The sequence below is a fragment of the Streptomyces fodineus genome (genome assembly GCF_001735805.1).
In the GTDB taxonomy this organism is placed as follows: Bacteria; Actinomycetota; Actinomycetes; order Streptomycetales; family Streptomycetaceae; genus Streptomyces; species Streptomyces fodineus.
Genome location: NZ_CP017248.1, coordinates 3,354,250 through 3,371,314, shown reverse-complemented (window position 1 = coordinate 3,371,314; position 17,065 = coordinate 3,354,250). Strand labels below are relative to the sequence as shown.

General features: G+C 72.1%; 18 protein-coding genes. 13 read left to right on the top strand and 5 right to left on the bottom strand.

What is annotated here, in order from left to right; genetic code table 11:
* Positions 1-89 precede the first annotated feature (89 nt).
* Positions 90-1,067, top strand: coding sequence for a helix-turn-helix transcriptional regulator (locus BFF78_RS13675; RefSeq protein WP_069778587.1), 978 nt, complete (start codon positions 90-92; stop codon positions 1,065-1,067).
* Positions 1,068-1,554: 487 nt separating this feature from the next.
* Here the strand turns inward: BFF78_RS13675 and BFF78_RS13670 are convergent, their stop codons facing one another.
* A complete protein-coding gene (locus BFF78_RS13670) occupies positions 1,555-2,190 on the bottom strand; it encodes a TetR family transcriptional regulator (RefSeq protein ID WP_069778586.1) in 636 nt (211 codons plus the stop codon).
* Positions 2,191-2,337: 147 nt separating this feature from the next.
* Between BFF78_RS13670 and BFF78_RS46855 the strand changes: the two genes are divergently transcribed.
* From BFF78_RS46855 to BFF78_RS13660, 3 genes are all read left to right on the top strand, one after another.
* A complete protein-coding gene (locus tag BFF78_RS46855) occupies positions 2,338-2,505 on the top strand; it encodes a hypothetical protein (RefSeq protein ID WP_099054862.1) in 168 nt (55 codons plus the stop codon).
* A gap of 34 nt (positions 2,506-2,539) precedes the next feature.
* Positions 2,540-2,818 (top strand): DUF4190 domain-containing protein, encoded by a 279-nt coding sequence (locus tag BFF78_RS13665; RefSeq protein WP_069778585.1) that lies wholly within the window; start codon positions 2,540-2,542, stop codon positions 2,816-2,818.
* Positions 2,819-3,014: 196 nt separating this feature from the next.
* Positions 3,015-4,184 carry a cysteine desulfurase family protein gene (locus BFF78_RS13660; RefSeq protein WP_069778584.1) on the top strand — a complete coding sequence of 390 codons (1,170 nt, stop codon included), beginning with the start codon at positions 3,015-3,017 and terminating at the stop codon, positions 4,182-4,184.
* Between the two features lie 239 nt (positions 4,185-4,423).
* Here the strand turns inward: BFF78_RS13660 and BFF78_RS13655 are convergent, their stop codons facing one another.
* Positions 4,424-5,071 carry an N-acetylmuramoyl-L-alanine amidase gene (locus BFF78_RS13655; RefSeq protein ID WP_069778583.1) on the bottom strand — a complete coding sequence of 216 codons (648 nt, stop codon included), beginning with the start codon at positions 5,069-5,071 and terminating at the stop codon, positions 4,424-4,426.
* 559 nt (positions 5,072-5,630) lie between these two features.
* On the opposite strand from BFF78_RS13655, the gene mnmA reads away from it, so the two are divergent.
* On the top strand, positions 5,631-6,755 hold the full coding sequence (gene mnmA / locus BFF78_RS13650; RefSeq protein WP_069778582.1) for a tRNA 2-thiouridine(34) synthase MnmA: 1,125 nt from the start codon (positions 5,631-5,633) through the stop codon (positions 6,753-6,755).
* Between the two features lie 6 nt (positions 6,756-6,761).
* Here mnmA and BFF78_RS13645 read toward each other — a convergent pair whose 3' ends face one another.
* Together BFF78_RS13645 and BFF78_RS13640 are read right to left on the bottom strand one after the other, a co-directional pair.
* Positions 6,762-7,544 carry an alpha/beta fold hydrolase gene (locus BFF78_RS13645; RefSeq protein ID WP_069778581.1) on the bottom strand — a complete coding sequence of 261 codons (783 nt, stop codon included), beginning with the start codon at positions 7,542-7,544 and terminating at the stop codon, positions 6,762-6,764.
* Positions 7,545-7,581: 37 nt separating this feature from the next.
* Positions 7,582-7,905, bottom strand: a complete 324-nt coding sequence (locus tag BFF78_RS13640; protein WP_069778580.1) for a DUF427 domain-containing protein — start codon at positions 7,903-7,905, stop codon at positions 7,582-7,584.
* 85 nt (positions 7,906-7,990) lie between these two features.
* Between BFF78_RS13640 and BFF78_RS13635 the strand changes: the two genes are divergently transcribed.
* The 5 genes from BFF78_RS13635 to BFF78_RS13615 all read left to right on the top strand — a co-directional run bounded on the left by BFF78_RS13635 (position 7,991) and on the right by BFF78_RS13615 (position 15,010).
* Positions 7,991-8,530: an LOG family protein gene (locus tag BFF78_RS13635; protein WP_069778579.1), complete on the top strand. Its 540-nt coding sequence runs from the start codon at positions 7,991-7,993 to the stop codon at positions 8,528-8,530.
* A gap of 7 nt (positions 8,531-8,537) precedes the next feature.
* A complete protein-coding gene (locus tag BFF78_RS13630; RefSeq protein ID WP_069778578.1) occupies positions 8,538-9,236 on the top strand; it encodes an SDR family oxidoreductase in 699 nt (232 codons plus the stop codon).
* A gap of 55 nt (positions 9,237-9,291) precedes the next feature.
* Positions 9,292-10,299: a methionine synthase gene (locus BFF78_RS13625; protein WP_069778577.1), complete on the top strand. Its 1,008-nt coding sequence runs from the start codon at positions 9,292-9,294 to the stop codon at positions 10,297-10,299.
* Positions 10,300-10,314: 15 nt separating this feature from the next.
* Positions 10,315-12,510, top strand: a complete 2,196-nt coding sequence (gene ligA, locus BFF78_RS13620) for an NAD-dependent DNA ligase LigA (RefSeq protein WP_069778576.1) — start codon at positions 10,315-10,317, stop codon at positions 12,508-12,510.
* Positions 12,511-12,769: 259 nt separating this feature from the next.
* The gene (locus tag BFF78_RS13615) at positions 12,770-15,010 is read left to right on the top strand and encodes a putative bifunctional diguanylate cyclase/phosphodiesterase (protein WP_069778575.1); all 2,241 of its coding nucleotides are present in this window, start codon (positions 12,770-12,772) and stop codon (positions 15,008-15,010) included.
* Positions 15,011-15,076: 66 nt separating this feature from the next.
* On the opposite strand, the gene BFF78_RS13610 is transcribed toward BFF78_RS13615, so the two are convergent.
* Positions 15,077-15,655 carry a TetR/AcrR family transcriptional regulator gene (locus tag BFF78_RS13610; protein ID WP_069778574.1) on the bottom strand — a complete coding sequence of 193 codons (579 nt, stop codon included), beginning with the start codon at positions 15,653-15,655 and terminating at the stop codon, positions 15,077-15,079.
* 89 nt (positions 15,656-15,744) lie between these two features.
* On the opposite strand from BFF78_RS13610, the gene BFF78_RS13605 reads away from it, so the two are divergent.
* The 3 genes from BFF78_RS13605 (at position 15,745) to gatC (ending at position 17,061) form a co-directional block, all read left to right on the top strand.
* Positions 15,745-16,116 carry a DUF4267 domain-containing protein gene (locus BFF78_RS13605; RefSeq protein ID WP_069778573.1) on the top strand — a complete coding sequence of 124 codons (372 nt, stop codon included), beginning with the start codon at positions 15,745-15,747 and terminating at the stop codon, positions 16,114-16,116.
* Positions 16,117-16,174: 58 nt separating this feature from the next.
* A complete protein-coding gene (locus BFF78_RS13600) occupies positions 16,175-16,669 on the top strand; it encodes a cupin domain-containing protein (RefSeq protein WP_069778572.1) in 495 nt (164 codons plus the stop codon).
* Positions 16,670-16,764: 95 nt separating this feature from the next.
* Positions 16,765-17,061 carry an Asp-tRNA(Asn)/Glu-tRNA(Gln) amidotransferase subunit GatC gene (gatC, locus tag BFF78_RS13595; protein ID WP_004925108.1) on the top strand — a complete coding sequence of 99 codons (297 nt, stop codon included), beginning with the start codon at positions 16,765-16,767 and terminating at the stop codon, positions 17,059-17,061.
* The last annotated feature ends 4 nt before the right edge of the window (positions 17,062-17,065 follow it).

Genomic DNA, 17,065 nt, shown 5'->3' with positions numbered 1-17,065 from the left:
TCGCTTGCGGTGCCATGAGGATCCCCGGATAACCTGACATCGGCCGTCAACATTTGCGAAGAGCTCGCCGAAGGCGGGATTCTGGGCCGGTGAAGTCCGACCGGCTGCTGTCGATCCTGCTGCTCCTGCAGACCCGGGGCCGCGTCCCCGCGCACGAACTCGCCGGCCGGCTGGAGGTGTCGGTCCGCACCATCTACCGGGACATCGAGGCACTGTCGGCCTCCGGCGTCCCGGTGTACGCCGAGCGCGGCCGCCACGGCGGCATCGAACTCCTCGCCGGTTTCCGCACCGACGTCACAGGACTGACCGCCGACGAGTCCCGCGCCCTGTTCATCCTGGCCGCCCAGGGCGCCCACGCCGCGCTCGGCCTCGACGCGGCGCTCGGCTCGGCCCTGCGCAAGGTGATGGCCGCGCTGCCCGCGCCGCACCGGCCCGCCGCCGAGGTGACCAGCCGCCGCATCCTGGTGGACGCCACCCGCTGGAAGAGCGGCCCGCAGCAGGCCGTCGACCTGGAGGTGCTCCAGGACGCGGTCTTCTCCGACCGGCGCCTGAGTCTGCGCTACCGGCACAGCGGGGGGCGCGAGCCACGGACGTACACGGTGGACCCGTACGGCCTGGTCGCCAAGGCCGGGGTCTGGTACCTGGTCGCCGACCGGCGCGGTGTGCCCCGGTTGTTCAGGGCCGACCGGATCCGCTCGGCCCGGCCGCTGGACGAGCCCGTGCGCCGCCGCCCCGGTGTCGAACTCGCCGATGCCTGGGAGGTGTTGCGGCGCCAGGTGGAGGAGCGGCGGGGCGGGATCGACGTCACCGTGCGGGTACGGCGTGACCGGCTCGACCTGTTCCAGCGGATCGTCGCCGCCGAGCTCACGGCGCCGCCGGACGACGACGGCGAGAGCGAGTGGGTCACCGCCCGGCTGTCGTACCCGACGCTGCGCGCGGTCCGCCAGCTCCTCGCGTTCTCCGACCAGGTGGAGCTGCTGGACCCGCCCGAGGCCCGTGCGGAACTGCTGGCGGCGGCCCGCTCCGTCGCGGCCCTGTACCAGGAGGCCCCGGGCGCCCTGAAATGACAGCCGACGGACAGGGCGGGCCCAAGTGCCGCCGAGGCGCCGTTGGTTGAGTGCGGCTCTCAGGACTTCCTCATACTTCCCCGAGCCGACTGTCATGAAGCGTGCCCGACTCCTCCCGGCCGTCGCCCTGCTGGCGCTGACCCCGCTGCCGCTGACCGCGTGCGGCTCGGGCGACTCGTCCTCCTCCGGCAGCGGCGGTTCCGAACGGCAGCACAGCTGTCGGCGGCCCTCCGGCATGCCCGCCGGCGGCGCCGTGCGCCACCGCCCGAGCGGGATGCCGTCGGGCGCGTTCACGGCCAGGCCGCCGGCGGGCCGTCGTCGCTGCCTTCGGGAAGGCCTTCGGGCATGCCGAGCGGCGGGCCTGCCGGGCAGGGCGGGTCCGGGAGCTGCGGTGGTGCGGGCGGGGGCCGGGCCGGTGGGCAGCCCGGTGGGCAGGCCGCGGGGCAGGCCCAGCAGGGCTGAGCGAGGGGCGGGCTGAGGGGGCGGCTCAGTCCGCCTGGTCCATCCAGTGGCTGCGGCCGATGGTGATGAGCCGCAGCTGCCGGGTGGCGAGCTGGGTGACGCGCTCCCGCTCCTGCGCCGGGGCCTCCAGGGCCTCCAGGAACAGCGAGGCGGTGATGAGCATCTGGTCGACGTAGAGGTGCGCGAGCATCAGCAGGTCGTCGTCGTCCCAGCCCGCCGCCCCGGGGTCCTTGGCCAGCTCGGCCTTCACCTCCTCGGCGAACCGGACCAGTTGGGCCCGGATGGCCTCCCGTACCGGCTGCACCCCGCCGTGCCGCTCACGGGCGATGAACCGCACGTGCGCGGGGTGCGTGTCCACGTGCCCGGCGATCAACTCGATGGCGCGCGCGATGCGTTCCTCGCTGTCGCCCGCCGTGGACACCGTCGTCCGCACCATCGGGTGCAGGCTGCCCAGCGCCTCGTCGACCAGCGCCACCCCGAGGTCGGCGGTCGAACGGAAGTGCCGGTAGAAGGCGGTCGGGGCGACCCCGACGGCCCGGGTGACCTCGCGCAGCCCCAGACTGCTCAGGCTCTGCTCCTCCAGCAGCGCGAGCGCCGCGTCGAGGAACGCCTGCCGGGTCTTCTGCTTCTGGGCCTGCCGGATGCCGAGGGTGTGACTCATGTCATCCAGTTAACAACTGTTCTCCGGAATTGAAAAGCCGTGCGGCGCGCTAGAGTAGAAGTCAGTGAACAAGTGTTACTACAACTGTTCACCGAAACTTCACACCGGCCTGAATCACGAGGCATCCCGGAGGGGGGATCTGATCCCATGCTGTTCCTCGTCGCCGCACTCATGCTGCTCGGCGTCGTCCTGGGCACCGTGGCCCACGCACCGCTGACCGTCACCGCCGTCGTCGCCGTCGGCATCGCCGTCTGGCTCGGCGTCTTCGCCATCCGCGAGCGTCACGGCCGCCGGCGCCGTACGCCCGCCAACTGACCGTCCGCCACGACTTCCAGGAGCTGTACGCATCATGCAACTCACCGCACCGGTCACGAGCGGCAAGAGCACCCGCCCGGCCGCGCGGGACGCCGACGGCATGGCCGTGGCGTCCTTCATCCTCGGCCTTCTCGGCCTCCTCGTCCTCAACATCTTCCTCGGCCCGATCGCCATCGTCCTGGCCGCCGTCGCCCTCTGGCGCGGCACCACCCGCCGTGGCCGGGCGCTGCTGGGCCTCACCCTGGGCGTCGCCGACCTGGCCGTCCTGGCGATCGCCATGCAGGTGTCCGGCACGCTGTCGTGGAGCCTGTGACCGCGTAGAACCCACGATGGCCGAGGCGGAACCCCGAGGACGACGGGGCACCCCGGCCTCACCGGGCGTTTCCGGCATCTCCGGCAGTGCCGGGCACCGCGCCGTCAAGCCCAGGCGCGGCCAAGGCGAGGGGCCCCGGCCAACGGCGACCTCGCAGCCGAGGCAAGCCACAAGGGGGCCGTAGAATCAGGGCACCATGGCTTACCTCGACCACGCCGCGACAACGCCGATGCTCCCGGAGGCGGCAGAGGCCCTGACCGCCCAGTTGAGCATCACGGGCAACGCCTCCTCCCTCCACGCATCCGGCCGCCGGGCCCGCCGTACGGTCGAGGAATCCCGCGAGACCCTCGCGGAAGCACTCGGCGCCCGCCCCAGCGAGGTCGTCTTCACCTCGGGCGGCACCGAGGCCGACAACCTCGCCGTCAAGGGCCTGTACTGGTCCCGCCGTGACGCCGACCCGGCCCGCACCCGCGTCCTGGTCAGCCCCGTCGAGCACCATGCCGTCCTCGACGCCGTCCACTGGCTCGGCGAACACGAGGGCGCGACGGTCGAGTACCTCCCCGTCGACTCCTACGGCCGGGTCCACCCCGACGCCCTGCGCGCGGCCATCGCCCGCAACCCCGACGATGTCGCCCTGGTCACCGTGATGTGGGCCAACAACGAGATCGGCACGATCCTGCCGGTCCGTGAACTCGCCGAGACGGCCGCCGAGTTCGGCATCCCGATGCACGCCGACGCGGTGCAGGCCTTCGGCCAGGTCCCCCTCGACTTCGCCGCCTCCGGCCTCGCCGCGATGACCGTCTCCGGCCACAAGATCGGCGGCCCGTACGGCATCGGCGCCCTGCTCCTCGGCCGCGACCGCACCCCCGTACCCGTCCTGCACGGCGGCGGTCAGGAGCGGCACGTCCGCTCCGGCACCCTCGACGTGCCCGCCGTGGCCTCCTTCGCCGTCGCCGGCCGGCTCGCCACCGAGCGGCGTGAGTGGTTCGCTCGCGAGATCGGCGCCCTGCGCGACCAGTTGACCGCGGCCGTCCGCAGCGCCGTACCGGACGCCATCCTCGGCGGCGACCCCGCCCCCGGGGGCCGGCTGCCGGCCAACGCGCACTTCACCTTCCCCGGCTGCGAGGGCGACTCCCTGCTGCTCCTGCTGGACGCCCAGGGCATCGAGTGCTCGACCGGCTCCGCCTGCACCGCGGGCGTCGCCCAGCCCAGCCATGTCCTGCTGGCCATCGGCACCGATCCGGACCTGGCCCGCGGCACCCTGCGCTTCTCCCTCGGCCACACGTCCACGGAGGCGGATGTCGAGGCGGTCGCCAAGGCGATCGGCTCGGCGGTGGAACGCGCCAGGGCGGCAGGGCTCAGCTGAGACGACGGCGACCTACGAGGCGGGTTCCCTTCGCCGGTATTGTCCGGATCAGGTTCTGGGGGTCGCCGTCAGGTCCAGTCCTTGCGACCTTTGGGCCTCTCAGCCCGAGCGTCGATGTCGGCACCAGCGGAGACGATGTACCTCTCGTTGAGGGGGACAGGTATCTCTCGCTGAAGTCGGCTACTCCGCTTGGGCTCCCTCACTCGTCTCGTAGGTCTGACTTCAGGATAAGTCCGTCTCTAGCGGACAAAAAGGGCCTGGGTCTTGATTTTTTGCAGATATTGCTCCCAGGCCCAGTGCGGCCCCGGATCGGTGTGGTCCGTGCCCGGCACCTCCACGTGCCCGATGACGTGCTCGCGGTCCACGGGTATGCCGTACCGCCCGCATATCGCCGCCGTCAGCCGTGCCGAGGACGCGTACAGCGCGTCCGTGAAGGAGGAGGCGTCGTCCACGAAGCCCTCGTGCTCGATGCCGACACTGCGCTCGTTGTACTCCCGGTTGCCCGCGTGGAAGGCCACGTCCAGCTCCCGTACCAGCTGGGTGATCCGGCCGTCCCTGCGCACGAGGTAGTGCGCCGCCGCGCCGTGCGCCGGGTCCTGGAATGCCTTCACGGCGCTCGCGTAGTCACCCTGTGTCACATGGATGACGACCCGGTCGACCGGGTAGTCGTCCGGCCGGTTCGCCCGCCGGTAGTTGCCCGGGGAGGCCGGCACCCAGCGCGCGCCCCGGAAGTCCACGGCCCCCGCCACCCGCGGCTTCTCCACCCCGGGCAGCCGCCACCACAGATGCGACAGCTCCTCGCGCGCCACCGCCGCCGTGCCCACGGCGGCCGCCGCACCACCGACCAGCAGAGCCCGCCGCCCCAGCCGCCGGTCAGCGTCGCCCATGAGCCGCCGATCCGTCTCGCTCACGCCTGCCCCCGCTCACGCCTGCCCTTGTCCGTGCCGACCCTCGTCCACGCCCGGCTCCGTCCACGCCTGCCCTGCCCTGCCCGCGCCCGGCCCCGTCCAGGCCCGGCCTCGTCCGATCCCGCCCCTGTCCGTGCCGACCTCCGACCACGCCCGGCTCCGTCCGCGACTGCCCTGCCCGCGCCCGGACTCGTCCATGCCCGCCCCGTCCGGCCTTATCCATCCCGGCCCTGCCCGCGGCCGGGGCCTCGTCCGCGCCCGGCCCCGTCCATGCCCGCCCCGTCCGGCCCGGTCCGCGTCGCTCTCGTACGTGTCCGCCCCCGTTCGCCGCCGCCTCGCCCGCGCCGGCCCCGTCCGGCCTTATCCGTCCCGGCGCTGCCCCTGGCCGGGGCCTCGCCCGCGCCCGGCCCCGCACATGCTCGGCCCCACCGTCCGCGCCCTGCCCCCTGCCCGCCCCGTCCGCTGTGTTCTGCCCCTTGTGATCGTCAACGGATATCCGGCGGCTCCGGTTCCCGCGGCCCCGTACCCTGGAAGAGCTATGACTGAGATCCCGCAGCGCCCCCTCCGCGTCCTCGCCGCCATGTCCGGCGGGGTCGACTCCGCCGTCGCCGCCGCGCGCGCCGCGGAAGCCGGCCACGACGTCACCGGCGTCCACCTCGCGCTCTCCGCGAACCCACAGTCCTTCCGGACCGGCGCGCGGGGCTGTTGCACCATCGAGGACTCGCGTGACGCCCGCCGCGCGGCCGACGTCATCGGCATCCCGTTCTACGTCTGGGACCTCGCCGACCGCTTCCGCGAGGACGTGGTCGAGGACTTCGTCGCCGAGTACGAGGCGGGCCGTACCCCGAACCCGTGCCTGCGCTGCAACGAGAAGATCAAGTTCGCCGCGCTGCTCGACAAGGCGCTGGCCCTCGGCTTCGACGCGGTCTGCACCGGTCACTACGCCCAGGTGGTCGTGCGCGAGGACGGCTCCCGCGAGCTGCACCGCGCCTCCGACATGGCGAAGGACCAGTCGTACGTCCTCGGTGTGCTGGACGAGAAGCAGCTCGCCCACGCGATGTTCCCGCTCGGCGACACGGTCACCACCAAGGAGGAGATCCGCGCCGAGGCCGAGCGCCGGGGTCTGGCCGTCGCCAAGAAGCCCGACTCGCACGACATCTGCTTCATCGCCGACGGCGACACCCAGGGCTTCCTCGCGCAGCGGCTCGGCAAGGCGGAGGGCGACATCGTCGACGAGTCCGGCACCAAGGTGGGCACGCACGAGGGTGCGTTCGGCTTCACCATCGGCCAGCGCAAGGGCCTCAGGATCGGCACCCCGGCCCCCGACGGCAAGCCGCGCTACGTCCTCGACATCTCGCCGGTGACGAACACCGTGACCGTCGGTCCCGCCGCGTCCCTGGACGTCACCGCGCTCACCGCGATCAAGCCCCGCTGGTGCGGTACCGCCCCCACCGGCCCCGGCACCTACACCGCCCAGCTGCGCGCCCACGGCGGCGAGACCGAGGTCACCGCGGAACCGGTCGACGGCGGGCTGCACGTGACCTTCACCGCACCGGTCCGCGGCGTCGCCCCCGGCCAGGCGATCGTCCTGTACGACGGCACGCGCGTGGTGGGCTCGGCGACGATCGCGACGACCACGCGCGCGACGCCCGCGGCCGTGTAGAGCCGGTCAGCCTTCGACGAACTCCGCCAGCACCGGCCCCAGCACGTCCGGCTCCACCATGTGGGTCTGGCCCGCCAGCTCCCGGTAGGTGCCCTCGGGCACCGCCCTGGAGACCTCCCGGCACGCCTCGCGCATCCACTTCGGGCTCGCGCCGCCCGCGACGGACAGCACGGGCACGGAGATCGCGGTGAGCCGTTCCCGGGGGAGCAGACCGTCGCCCATCACCGTGTCGTCGTAGGCGAGACTCGGCGCGACGGCCTCCATGCCGGCCCACATCGGCGACTGGCGGGCGCCCCGGATCATCTCCTCGGCCAGCCCCGTCAACCGCAGGAACAGCTCCACCGCGTCCCCGCGCCGGCCCTCCGAGAGCGCCTTGTGCAGCTGTTGCTTGTACGTGGCCTCCCGCTCGGCCCCGCCCTCCAGGAAGTCCGCGTACGGCACCTCGTACACGGCCGCCCGGCGCACCGGCAGCCCGCTCGCCGCCGCCTCGAGCACCAGCGCGCCGCCCGAGGAGACCCCGAACAGCGTCGCCCGACCGCCCACGGCGTCGGTCAGCGCGGCCAGGTCCTCGACCTCGCGGGCCACCTCGTACGGCGGTGTGTCCCCGCTCCTGCCGCGGCCCCGGCGGTCGTAGACGACGGCCGTGCAGCGGTCCGCGATCCGCTGGGCCAGGGGCGCCAGGGTGCCCCCGGTGGACATCGCGCCGCTCACCAGGATCACCGTCGGCCCCTGGCCGGTCACTTGGTACGCGAGGGCGGTTCCGTCGCGCGAGGTGGTCATCTCGTCCATGTCCGTGCAGACTGCCGTACGGGCCTGGACTCATCGCTCACGACACGTCGACGTCGTAGAAGCAGTAGTGATCCTTGATCTCCGCCACGCCCGGCTTCGGATCCGGGTACGCCCACACCAGGTCGGGCGCGCCAGGACGCGACCAGTACGACGCCGTGCCCTTGAAGGGGCACACGGTGTGCGTGCCGGAGGGGGTCAGCAGGTCGAGGCGTACGTCCTCGGCGGGGATGTAGTACCGCGCGGGACAGCCCGTCTCGCGCAGCACCAGCGCTCGGTCGGTCTCCGCGAGCACCTGGTCGCCGTGCACCACGCGCACGTGCTGCTCGCTCTTGTCGATGGTGATCGTGTGTCCTTCGGCCATATCAAGGACAGCACCGGCGGCCCCGTGCTTCTTCCCGCCCCGCCGCCCGGAACGGCCCGTGCGGCGGGGTCGTACGGTAGGGCCCATGAACATCTGCGTCTTCCTCTCCGCCGCCGACCTCGACGAGCGTTACACGCGCCCCGCGCGCGAGTTCGCGGAACTGATCGGCAAGGGCGGTCACACCCTGGTGTGGGGCGGTTCCGACGTCGGCCTGATGAAGGTCGTCGCCGACGGGGTGCAGGAGGCGGGCGGCAGGCTGCTGGGCGTTTCCGTGGAGTTCCTCGCGGCCAAGGTGCGGCCCGGCGCCGACGAGATGGTCATCGCCGCGGACCTCGCCGAACGCAAGAAGCTGCTGCTGGAGAACGCCGACGCCGTGGTGATCATGGTCGGCGGCACCGGCACGCTGGACGAGGCCACCGAGATCCTGGAGCTGAAGAAGCACGGCCACACCCAGAAGCCGGTGGTCCTGCTGAACACGGCGGGCTTCTACGACGGCCTGCGCGAGCAGTTCCACCGCATGGAGGCCGAGGGCTTCCTCCCGCGTCCGCTGTCCGAGCTGGTCTTCTTCGCCGAGGAGCCGGTCGGCGCGCTGGCCTACCTGGAGGAACAGCTCGGCGTCCACTGATGCGAGCATGGCGGGCATGGCTACACATGTGATCACCGGGGCCGGGTCCGGCATCGGCGCGGCCGTCGCCCGCCGTCTGCACGCGCGCGGGGACGACATCGTGCTGCACGCGCGCGACGCGGGCCGCGCGAAGGAACTGGCGGCACACTTCCCCGGCGCCCGCACCCTGGTGGGCGACCTGGCCGACCCGGACCGGCTGTCCTGGGCGTTCTCCCACCAGAACCTCCCCGACCGCGTGGACTCCTTGCTGCACATCGCCGGAGTCGTCGACCTGGGCGAGGTCGGCGACCTGACGCCCAAGTCCTGGCACCACCAGCTCAACGTCAACCTGATCGCCCCCGCCGAGCTGACCCGGCACTTCCTTCCCCAGCTCCGCGCGGCCCGCGGCCATGTGATCTTCGTCAACTCAGGCGCCGGCCTCAACGCCCACGCCGGCTGGTCCGCGTACGCCGCCTCCAAGCACGGCCTGAAGGCCCTCGCCGACTCCCTGCGCCACGAGGAACACGGCAACGGCGTCCGCGTCACCTCGGTCTACCCCGGCCGCACGGCCAGCCCCATGCAGGCCAAGGTCCACCAGCAGGAGGGCAAGGAGTACGACGCCTCGCGGTGGATCGACCCCGAGTCGGTCGCCACGACCATCCTGATGGCCCTGGACCTGCCCGGGGACGCGGAGGTCAACGACCTGACGGTGCGCCCGGGCCGGTGAGCGGGCCGGGGTCCGGGGGGCGGAGCCCCCTGGGTGTTCGGCATACCCTGCCGAGGTGAGCGACAACAGCGAGTTCAGGTTCCCGGGAGCCACCGGAATCGGGTCCATGCCCGGCGGCGACGCCAGGGAAGCCGCCAAGACCGTCACCGGCAGCCTCGAGGACTTCCCCTTTCTGCCCGAGTTGCCCGCGCGCGGACCCGGCGCCGACATGATCGGCCGTACCGCGGGGATGCTCGTCGAGCTGTACGCGCGTGTGGAGCCCAGCGGTTGGCGGATCGGGGACCGCCCGGGCCGGGACACCAAGCGGGCCCGGTCGTGGCTCGGGGAGGACCTGGACGCCCTGGAGGAGTTCACCCAGGGATACGAGGGCGATCTGAAGGTGCAGGCGGTCGGCCCGTGGACCCTGGCCGCCGCGCTGGAGCTGAAGAACGGCGAGGCCGCCCTCGCCGACCCCGGCGCCTGCCGTGACCTCGCCGCCTCCCTCGCCGAGGGCCTGCGGTCGCACCTGGAAGAGGTCCGGCGCCGTATCCCCGGCGCCCGGCTCGTGCTCCAGCTCGACGAGCCCTCCCTCACCGCCGTCCTGCGCGGACAGGTCCGTACCGCCAGCGGCTACCGCACGCACCGCGCCGTGGACCGCCAGCTCGTCGAGGCCACGCTGCGGGACGTCGTCTCGGTCCACGGCGGCGGACCCGTGGTCGTCCACTCCTGCGCGCCCGATGTGCCGTTCGCGCTGCTGCGGCGGGCCGGCGCGGCCGGCATCTCCTTCGACTTCGCGCTGCTCACCGAACGTGACGACGACGCGATCGGCGAGGCCGTCGAGGGCGGCACGCGGCTGTTCACCGGTGTCGTGCCGGGCACGGACGGCCCATTGTCAGACCCTGCCGGTAGCGTCATGGGTGTCAGGACGCTGTGGCGCAGGCTGGGGCTGCATCCGGGCCTGCTCGCCCAGGCCGTCACGGTCACCCCGGCGTGCGGTCTGGCGGGCGCTTCCCCCGCCTACGCACGCCAGGCGCTCGCCCACTGCGTCCGGGCGGCGAGATCCCTCGCGGACAACCCAGAGTAACGGGAGGACAACACGGTGGCCGGCGACAAGCAGCAGGCGGAGACGGCAGTGCCCGCCGAGGCACGTGACAAGCACGCGCAGCTCGCTGAGCAGATCGAGGAGCACCGCTTCCGGTACTACGTGAAGGACGCTCCCGTCATCAGCGACGCCGAGTTCGACAAGCTCCTGAAGACCCTGGAGGCCCTGGAGGAGCAGTATCCGGAGCTGCGCACCCCGGACTCGCCGACCCAGAAGGTCGCGGGGTCGTACGCGACGGAGTTCACCGCGGTCGAGCACCGCCAGCGCATGCTGTCGCTCGACAACACCTTCAACGACGAGGAGCTGGCCGCCTGGGCCGAGCGCATCGCGCGCGAACTCGGCGACCAGGACTACCACTTCCTGTGCGAGCTGAAGGTCGACGGCCTCGCGGTCAACCTCACCTACGAGCACGGCCGGCTCACGCGCGCGGCGACCCGCGGCGACGGCCGCACCGGCGAGGACATCACGCCCAACGTCCGTACGATCACCGAGATCCCGGACCGCCTGGGGGGCGACAAGGTGCCCGACCTGGTCGAGATCCGCGGCGAGGTCTACTTCCCGATGGAGAAGTTCCTCGAACTGAACGAACGCCTGGTCGCCGCCGGTGACAAGCCGTTCGCCAACCCGCGCAACGCCGCCGCCGGTTCGCTGCGCCAGAAGGACCCGCGCGTCACCGCCACCCGCCCGCTGCACATGGTCGTCCACGGCATCGGCGCCCTGGAGGGCTTCACGGGCATGACCCGCCTCTCCCAGGCCTACGACCTGCTGAAGACCTGGGGCCTGCCCACCTCCCCGCACAACCGCGTGGTCGACGACCTCGACGGCGTACGCGAGTTCATCGCCCACTACGGCGAGAACCGCCACTCCGTGGAGCACGAGATCGACGGTGTCGTCGTCAAGCTGGACGAGATCCGCCTCCAGGGCCGACTCGGCTCCACCGCGCGTGCGCCGCGCTGGGCGATCGCCTACAAGTACGCGCCGGAAGAGGTCAACACCAAGCTCGTCGACATCAAGGTGGGCGTCGGCCGCACCGGCCGCGTCACGCCGTACGCCCAGGTCGAGCCGGTCACGGTCGCCGGCAGCGAGGTCGAGTTCGCCACCCTGCACAACCAGGAGGTCGTCAAGGCCAAGGGCGTCCTCATCGGGGACACGGTCGTCCTGCGCAAGGCCGGTGACGTCATCCCGGAGATCCTCGGCCCGGTGGTCGACCTCAGGGACGGCGGCGAGCGGGAGTTCGTGATGCCGGCCGAATGCCCCGAGTGCGGCACAGCGCTGCGGCCCATGAAAGAGGGCGACATCGACCTGCGCTGCCCCAACGCCCGTACCTGCCCGGCCCAGTTGCGCGAGCGCGTCTCCTACCTCGCGGGCCGTGAGTGCCTGGACATCGAGCATTTCGGCGCGGTGGCCGCCGCCGCGCTCACCCGTCCGCTGGAGCCGGCCGACCCGCCGCTGGTGGACGAGGGCGACCTGTTCGACCTGACGGTGGAGAAGCTGCTGCCCATCAAGGCCTATGTCCTCGACCCCGACAGCGGTCTGCCCAAGCGGGACCCCAAGACGGGCGAGGAGAAGGTCGTCACTGTCTTCGCCAACCAGAAGGGCGAGCCGAAGAAGAACACCCTCGCCCTGCTGGAGAACATCGAGGCGGCCAAGCAGCGCCCGCTGGCCCGGTTCCTGAACGGCCTGTCCATCCGGCATGTCGGCCCGGTCGCGGCGCAGGCCCTCGCCCGCGAGTTCCGCTCCATCGACCGCATCGAACAGGCCACCGAGGAGGAGCTGGCGACCACCGACGGCGTCGGCCCGATCATCGCCGCCGCGCTCAAGGAATGGTTCGCCGAGGACTGGCACCGCGAGATCGTCCGCAAGTGGAAGGCCGCCGGAGTTCCGCTGGAGGACGCCTCGACCGGCGAGGACGTGGGCCCGCGCCCGCTGGCGGGGCTCACGGTCGTCGTCACCGGCACCCTGGAGAACTTCACCCGCGACGGCGCCAAGGAGGCACTGCAGAGCCGCGGCGCGAAAGTGACCGGATCGGTGTCGAAGAAGACGTCGTTCGTCGTTGTGGGTGACAACCCCGGGTCGAAGTACGACAAAGCCATGCAACTGAAGGTTCCGGTCCTGAACGAGGACGGTTTCGACGTCCTCTTGGAGCAGGGACCCGAAGCCGCGGCCGAAGTCGCGCTTCCGACCGAGGAGTAGCGGTTGAAGGCCACCCGATCGGCGCATATCAGTTGCATACGGGTGGCCCGGGCGTATTCGGGCAACCGTCGACGACCGGTGCCCGTGGAAGCCTTCCGCGGCCTACTGTTGGGATGTGCACCTGCCGTGCCCAGCTGCGGTTGGGGCATTCCCGTGCGCTCCGAGGGTGCGGGGAAGGTTTCTTCAACGCGGAGCTGCTGATGGGTGCCGGACATCGGGCCGCGTGGCGTGGGCACCGCCGGCTGTGAGAGGGACGGGAATGGAACCGACCGAGAGTGTCGCCCCGGACTCACGGCTGCGCCTGCGCCGTCGCGCGGTCACCTGGCGGGGGATCCGGTGGACGGGGCGGGCCCACGGGCGTACGGGCGGTCGGGCCCGCGCGGCCGGACCGGGCACCGCCACCGACGCCCACCCGCCGATACCCCTGGCCATCGAGGCCGCCCCTGCCCTGGCCGACGCCGACCCCGAGCGGCACCTGTCCTGGCCCGCACTGCCCGCGGCCGTCGTGGCCGGTGCCGCGTTCGTCCTCGGTGCCGGTTTCTACCGCGCCTTCACCGGTCACCACGCCCTCTTCCCGGGCGGCACGGCCGGCTGGTCGCTGGCCCTGCTCACCGGCGTCATCGTCGGCCACCTCGTGATGCTGGGCCGCGCCCGCTGGTGGGGCGGCACCGGCTCCGGCGCCGCCCTCACCCTCGCCGTCCTGCTGCTGTACGGCTGGGTGCCCGCCGGCATGGTCAGCCTCACCGTCGTCGTCCTGGTCGGCATCGCCCGGCGCCACCGCTGGCGGCAGGGCGTGCTGCACGGGGCGGTCGACATCCTCGGCATCGCCGCCGGCGCGCTGCTGCTCGGCGCGTTCGGCCGGATCCCGAGCGTCGAGACGCCCTGGCGGCCGGACAGCTGGAGCATCACCGCCGCGCCCGAGGTCGTCCTCGCCGCCGTCGCCTACCTCGCGGTCAGCCGCGGCCTGCAGTGGTACCTGCACGCGCCGCGCGGCTGCGGGACGCCCGCCGTGGACCGTACCGCCGTGGTGAGGCATGGCCTGGTCGGCGTCGCGCTGCTCGGCATCGCACCGCTGGTGTGCGTCGTCGCCGACGCCGAGCCGGTCCTGCTCCCGCTGTTCGCCATCCCCCTCATCGCCCTGGACTCCACCCTGTGGATGGCCCGCGCGCGTGCCGAGGAGCAGTTGCGCGACCCGCTGACCGGCCTGCCCAACCGGCAGTGGCTCCTGGAGCGGATCTGGACGGCCCTCGACGACGCCGAACGCATCGGCGCCCGTTCCGCCCTCATGCTGATCGACCTCGACCGGTTCCGGTCGGTGAACGACACCCTCGGTCATCTCGCCGGTGACCGGCTGCTGCTCCAGATAGCCGACCGGCTACGGGTCGCCCTGCCGCGCGGAGCGGAGGCCGCCCGGCTCGGCGGTGACGAGTTCGCCGTGTTACTGCCCGTCGCCGACTCCACCACGTCGGCCACCCGCATCGCCCGCGGCCTCGTCACCGCGCTCAGCTCCCCGCTGGACCTCGACGGGCTCACCCTCGTCCTGGAGGCCAGCGCCGGCGTCGCCGTCTTCCCCGACCACGCGCTGGACGCCGAAGGGCTGCTGCGGCGGGCGGACGTGGCGATGTACCAGGCGAAAAGGGACCGTACGGGAGTGGAGGTGTACGAGTCCAAGCGGGACTCCAACACCCCCGACCGGCTCGGTCTGCTGGGCGATCTGCGCCGGGCGCTGGACGCGCACGAGGTGCAGTTGCACTACCAGCCCAAGGTCCGTTTCGACGGCCAGGTCGCCGGCCTGGAGGCGCTGGTGCGCTGGGTGCATCCCGAGCGCGGGAAGGTTCCTCCGGACGAGTTCATAGCGATCGCCGAGTCCTCCGGGCTGATGCCGCATCTGACGGAGTACGTCCTGGACACCGCGCTGGCGCAGGTCGCCAAGTGGCGCGCGCAGGGGCTGCGGGTCCCGGTCGCCGTCAACGTCTCGCCACGCGACGTCCACACGCCCGGTTTCGCGGGGTCGGTCGCCGCGCGGCTGGCCCGGCACGGGGTCCCCGCGGTGGCCTTGCAGCTGGAGATCACCGAGCATGTGCTGCTGGAGGACCCGCAGCGGGCCGCGGACACCCTCGCGGGCCTGACCGGGCACGGCGTCAAGATGTCGCTGGACGACTTCGGCACCGGGTATTCGTCGCTGGTGCATCTGCGGCGGCTGCCGGTGAGCGAGCTGAAGATCGACCGTTCGTTCGTGGCGCGGCTCGCGGTCGATACGGAGGATGCGGAGATCGTGCGCTGCACCGTGGATCTCGCGCATTCCCTGGGGTTGCTGGTCGTCGCCGAGGGAGTGGAGGACGACGAGACCTGGGAGCGGTTGCGGGACCTCGGGTGTGACGCCGTACAGGGGTGGCTGGTCGCCGCGGCGATGCCGCCCGAGGAGACCACGGCGTGGCTGCGGGCCCGGGGGTCCCGTGGGTGGCAGCGGCCTCGCGCCGCGTTGCCGGCCGCCGAATAGCCCTGGCCGGGCGCGCCCACGCGGCGGAGCCGCACAGGGACACGGCCCTGCGTCCCTCCGGGGTGCTCAGCCCCCTGTGAAGTGGCCGATCAGCAAAGCCAAGCGCTCCTCGTGCGCGCTCTGCGGCAACCGTCCGCTTCTCATCAGCGTCGCCAACCCGTGCAGCGCCGCCCAGAACGTCTCCGTCAGCAGGCCGGGGTCCTCGCCCTCGGCAGTGATCGGCGCCACGACCGCGAGCAGTTCGCCGAACGCCTCCTTGAGCGGTGCCGGTGCGTCCTCCGTGGCGAACGGCAGGTCCACCAGGTGGGTGAACATCGCGTCGTAGAGGGCGGGCCGGCGCCGGGCGAAGGAGGTGTACGTCTGTGCCACCGTCATCAGCGCCTCCCGCGTGCCCGGCGCCGCCGTCCGCGCCTGCCGTAGCTCCGCCGCCAGGTCGGCGCAGCCCTGCACCGCGACCGCCGCCATGATCGCGTTCTTGCCCTTGAAGTGGCTGTAGAGGACCGGCTGGCTGTACTCGATCTCGGCGGCCAGCCGGCGTGTGGTCACCGCGTCCCAGCCCTCGGCCTCGGCCAGTTCCCGGGCGGCCGTCACGATCAGCCGCTCACGCTCCGCTCGTTCGCGCTCCCGGCGCGTCTGGATCGTCATGGCAGAAACTCTAGCAGTGCTAGCCAATGTGTCGATGCTCTGCTAGCTTCACTCTTGTCGCTAGCACTGCTAGAAAAACCGGAGGGGTCATGACCGTCACCGCGTACACCCTGGCTGTCCTGCTCGACCTGTTCTGCGTGTTCCTCGGCTACCGCTTCTGGTTCCAGCCGGGTCCGGCCGCGGCGGGGTACGGCGTCGCAGCCGACCCCCGGGGCGACGCCGGCGCCTACCTGTCGGTCAAGGGGCTCAGGGACGGCACCTTCGGGCTGCTGGGCCTGGTCCTGCTGGCCGCCGCCGGTGCCCGAGCCGAGGCGTGGTTCATGGTCTGCGTGGCACTCGTCCCGTTCGTCGACACCCTGATAGTCCTGCGTCATGGCGGGGCGAAGGCGGTCGCGTTCGGCATCCACTTCGCCACCGCGATCGTCGTGCTGATCAGCGCCGGACTGCTCTTCGCGGTCTGACCAACGCGGCAGTCCGACCACAACGCGGCAGTCCGACCACAACACAAGGGAACGCATCATGTCGCTGTTCGTGCCCGAGTTCGACGATTCCGTGATCGTGCGCGGCGCCGAGGCCGAGGTGGTCGGGGGCAGCCCCGTCGGCGTCCAGCTGCTGGCGGACCGGAGTGCGACCGGAGGGGCGCTGTCCACCGTGCGCGTCACTCTGGCGGAGGGCGCCGACGGTGCGCGGCCCCACCTCCACCACAACGGGGCGGAGATGTTCTACCTGCTCGACGGGTGCGCCGAGATCCTGTCCGGCGACGACATCGTCACCGCCGAGCGCGGCGATCTCGTCATCGTCCCGCCGGAGAAGCCGCACGCCTTCGCCGCCGTCCCGGAGGCCACCGCGGACATCCTCATCGTCTTCACCCCCGGCATCGAGCGCTTCGAGTACTTCCGCCACCTCCAGCGCATCCGCCTCGGCGAGGCCACCCCGGAGAGCATCCTCGAGGTGCAGGACCGGTACGACAACCACTTCCTCAAGAGCGAGGTCTGGGAGGGGCGCCGGGGCTGACGAAACGGGGCCGGGGAAACCGTTTCACGGCCACCCGGCCCCGCCCCATAGGATTGGGGCTCAAACCACACACACTCACCCCAGAGGATCGCTGCATGCCTGGCATCACGCGCGAGGAGGTCGCCCACCTCGCCCGGCTGGCGCGTCTGGAGCTGAAGCCCGAAGAACTCGACCACTTCGCGGGACAGCTGGACGACATCATCGGCGCGGTCGCCCGCGTCAGCGAGGTCGCCGACCAAGACGTACCGCCGACCTCGCACCCGCTGCCGCTGACGAACGTCATGCGGCCGGACGAGGTCCGTCCCTCGCTCACCCCCGAGCAGGCGCTCTCCGGCGCCCCCGCCCAGGAACAGCAGCGTTTCAAGGTGCCGCAGATCCTGGGGGAGGAGTGACCAC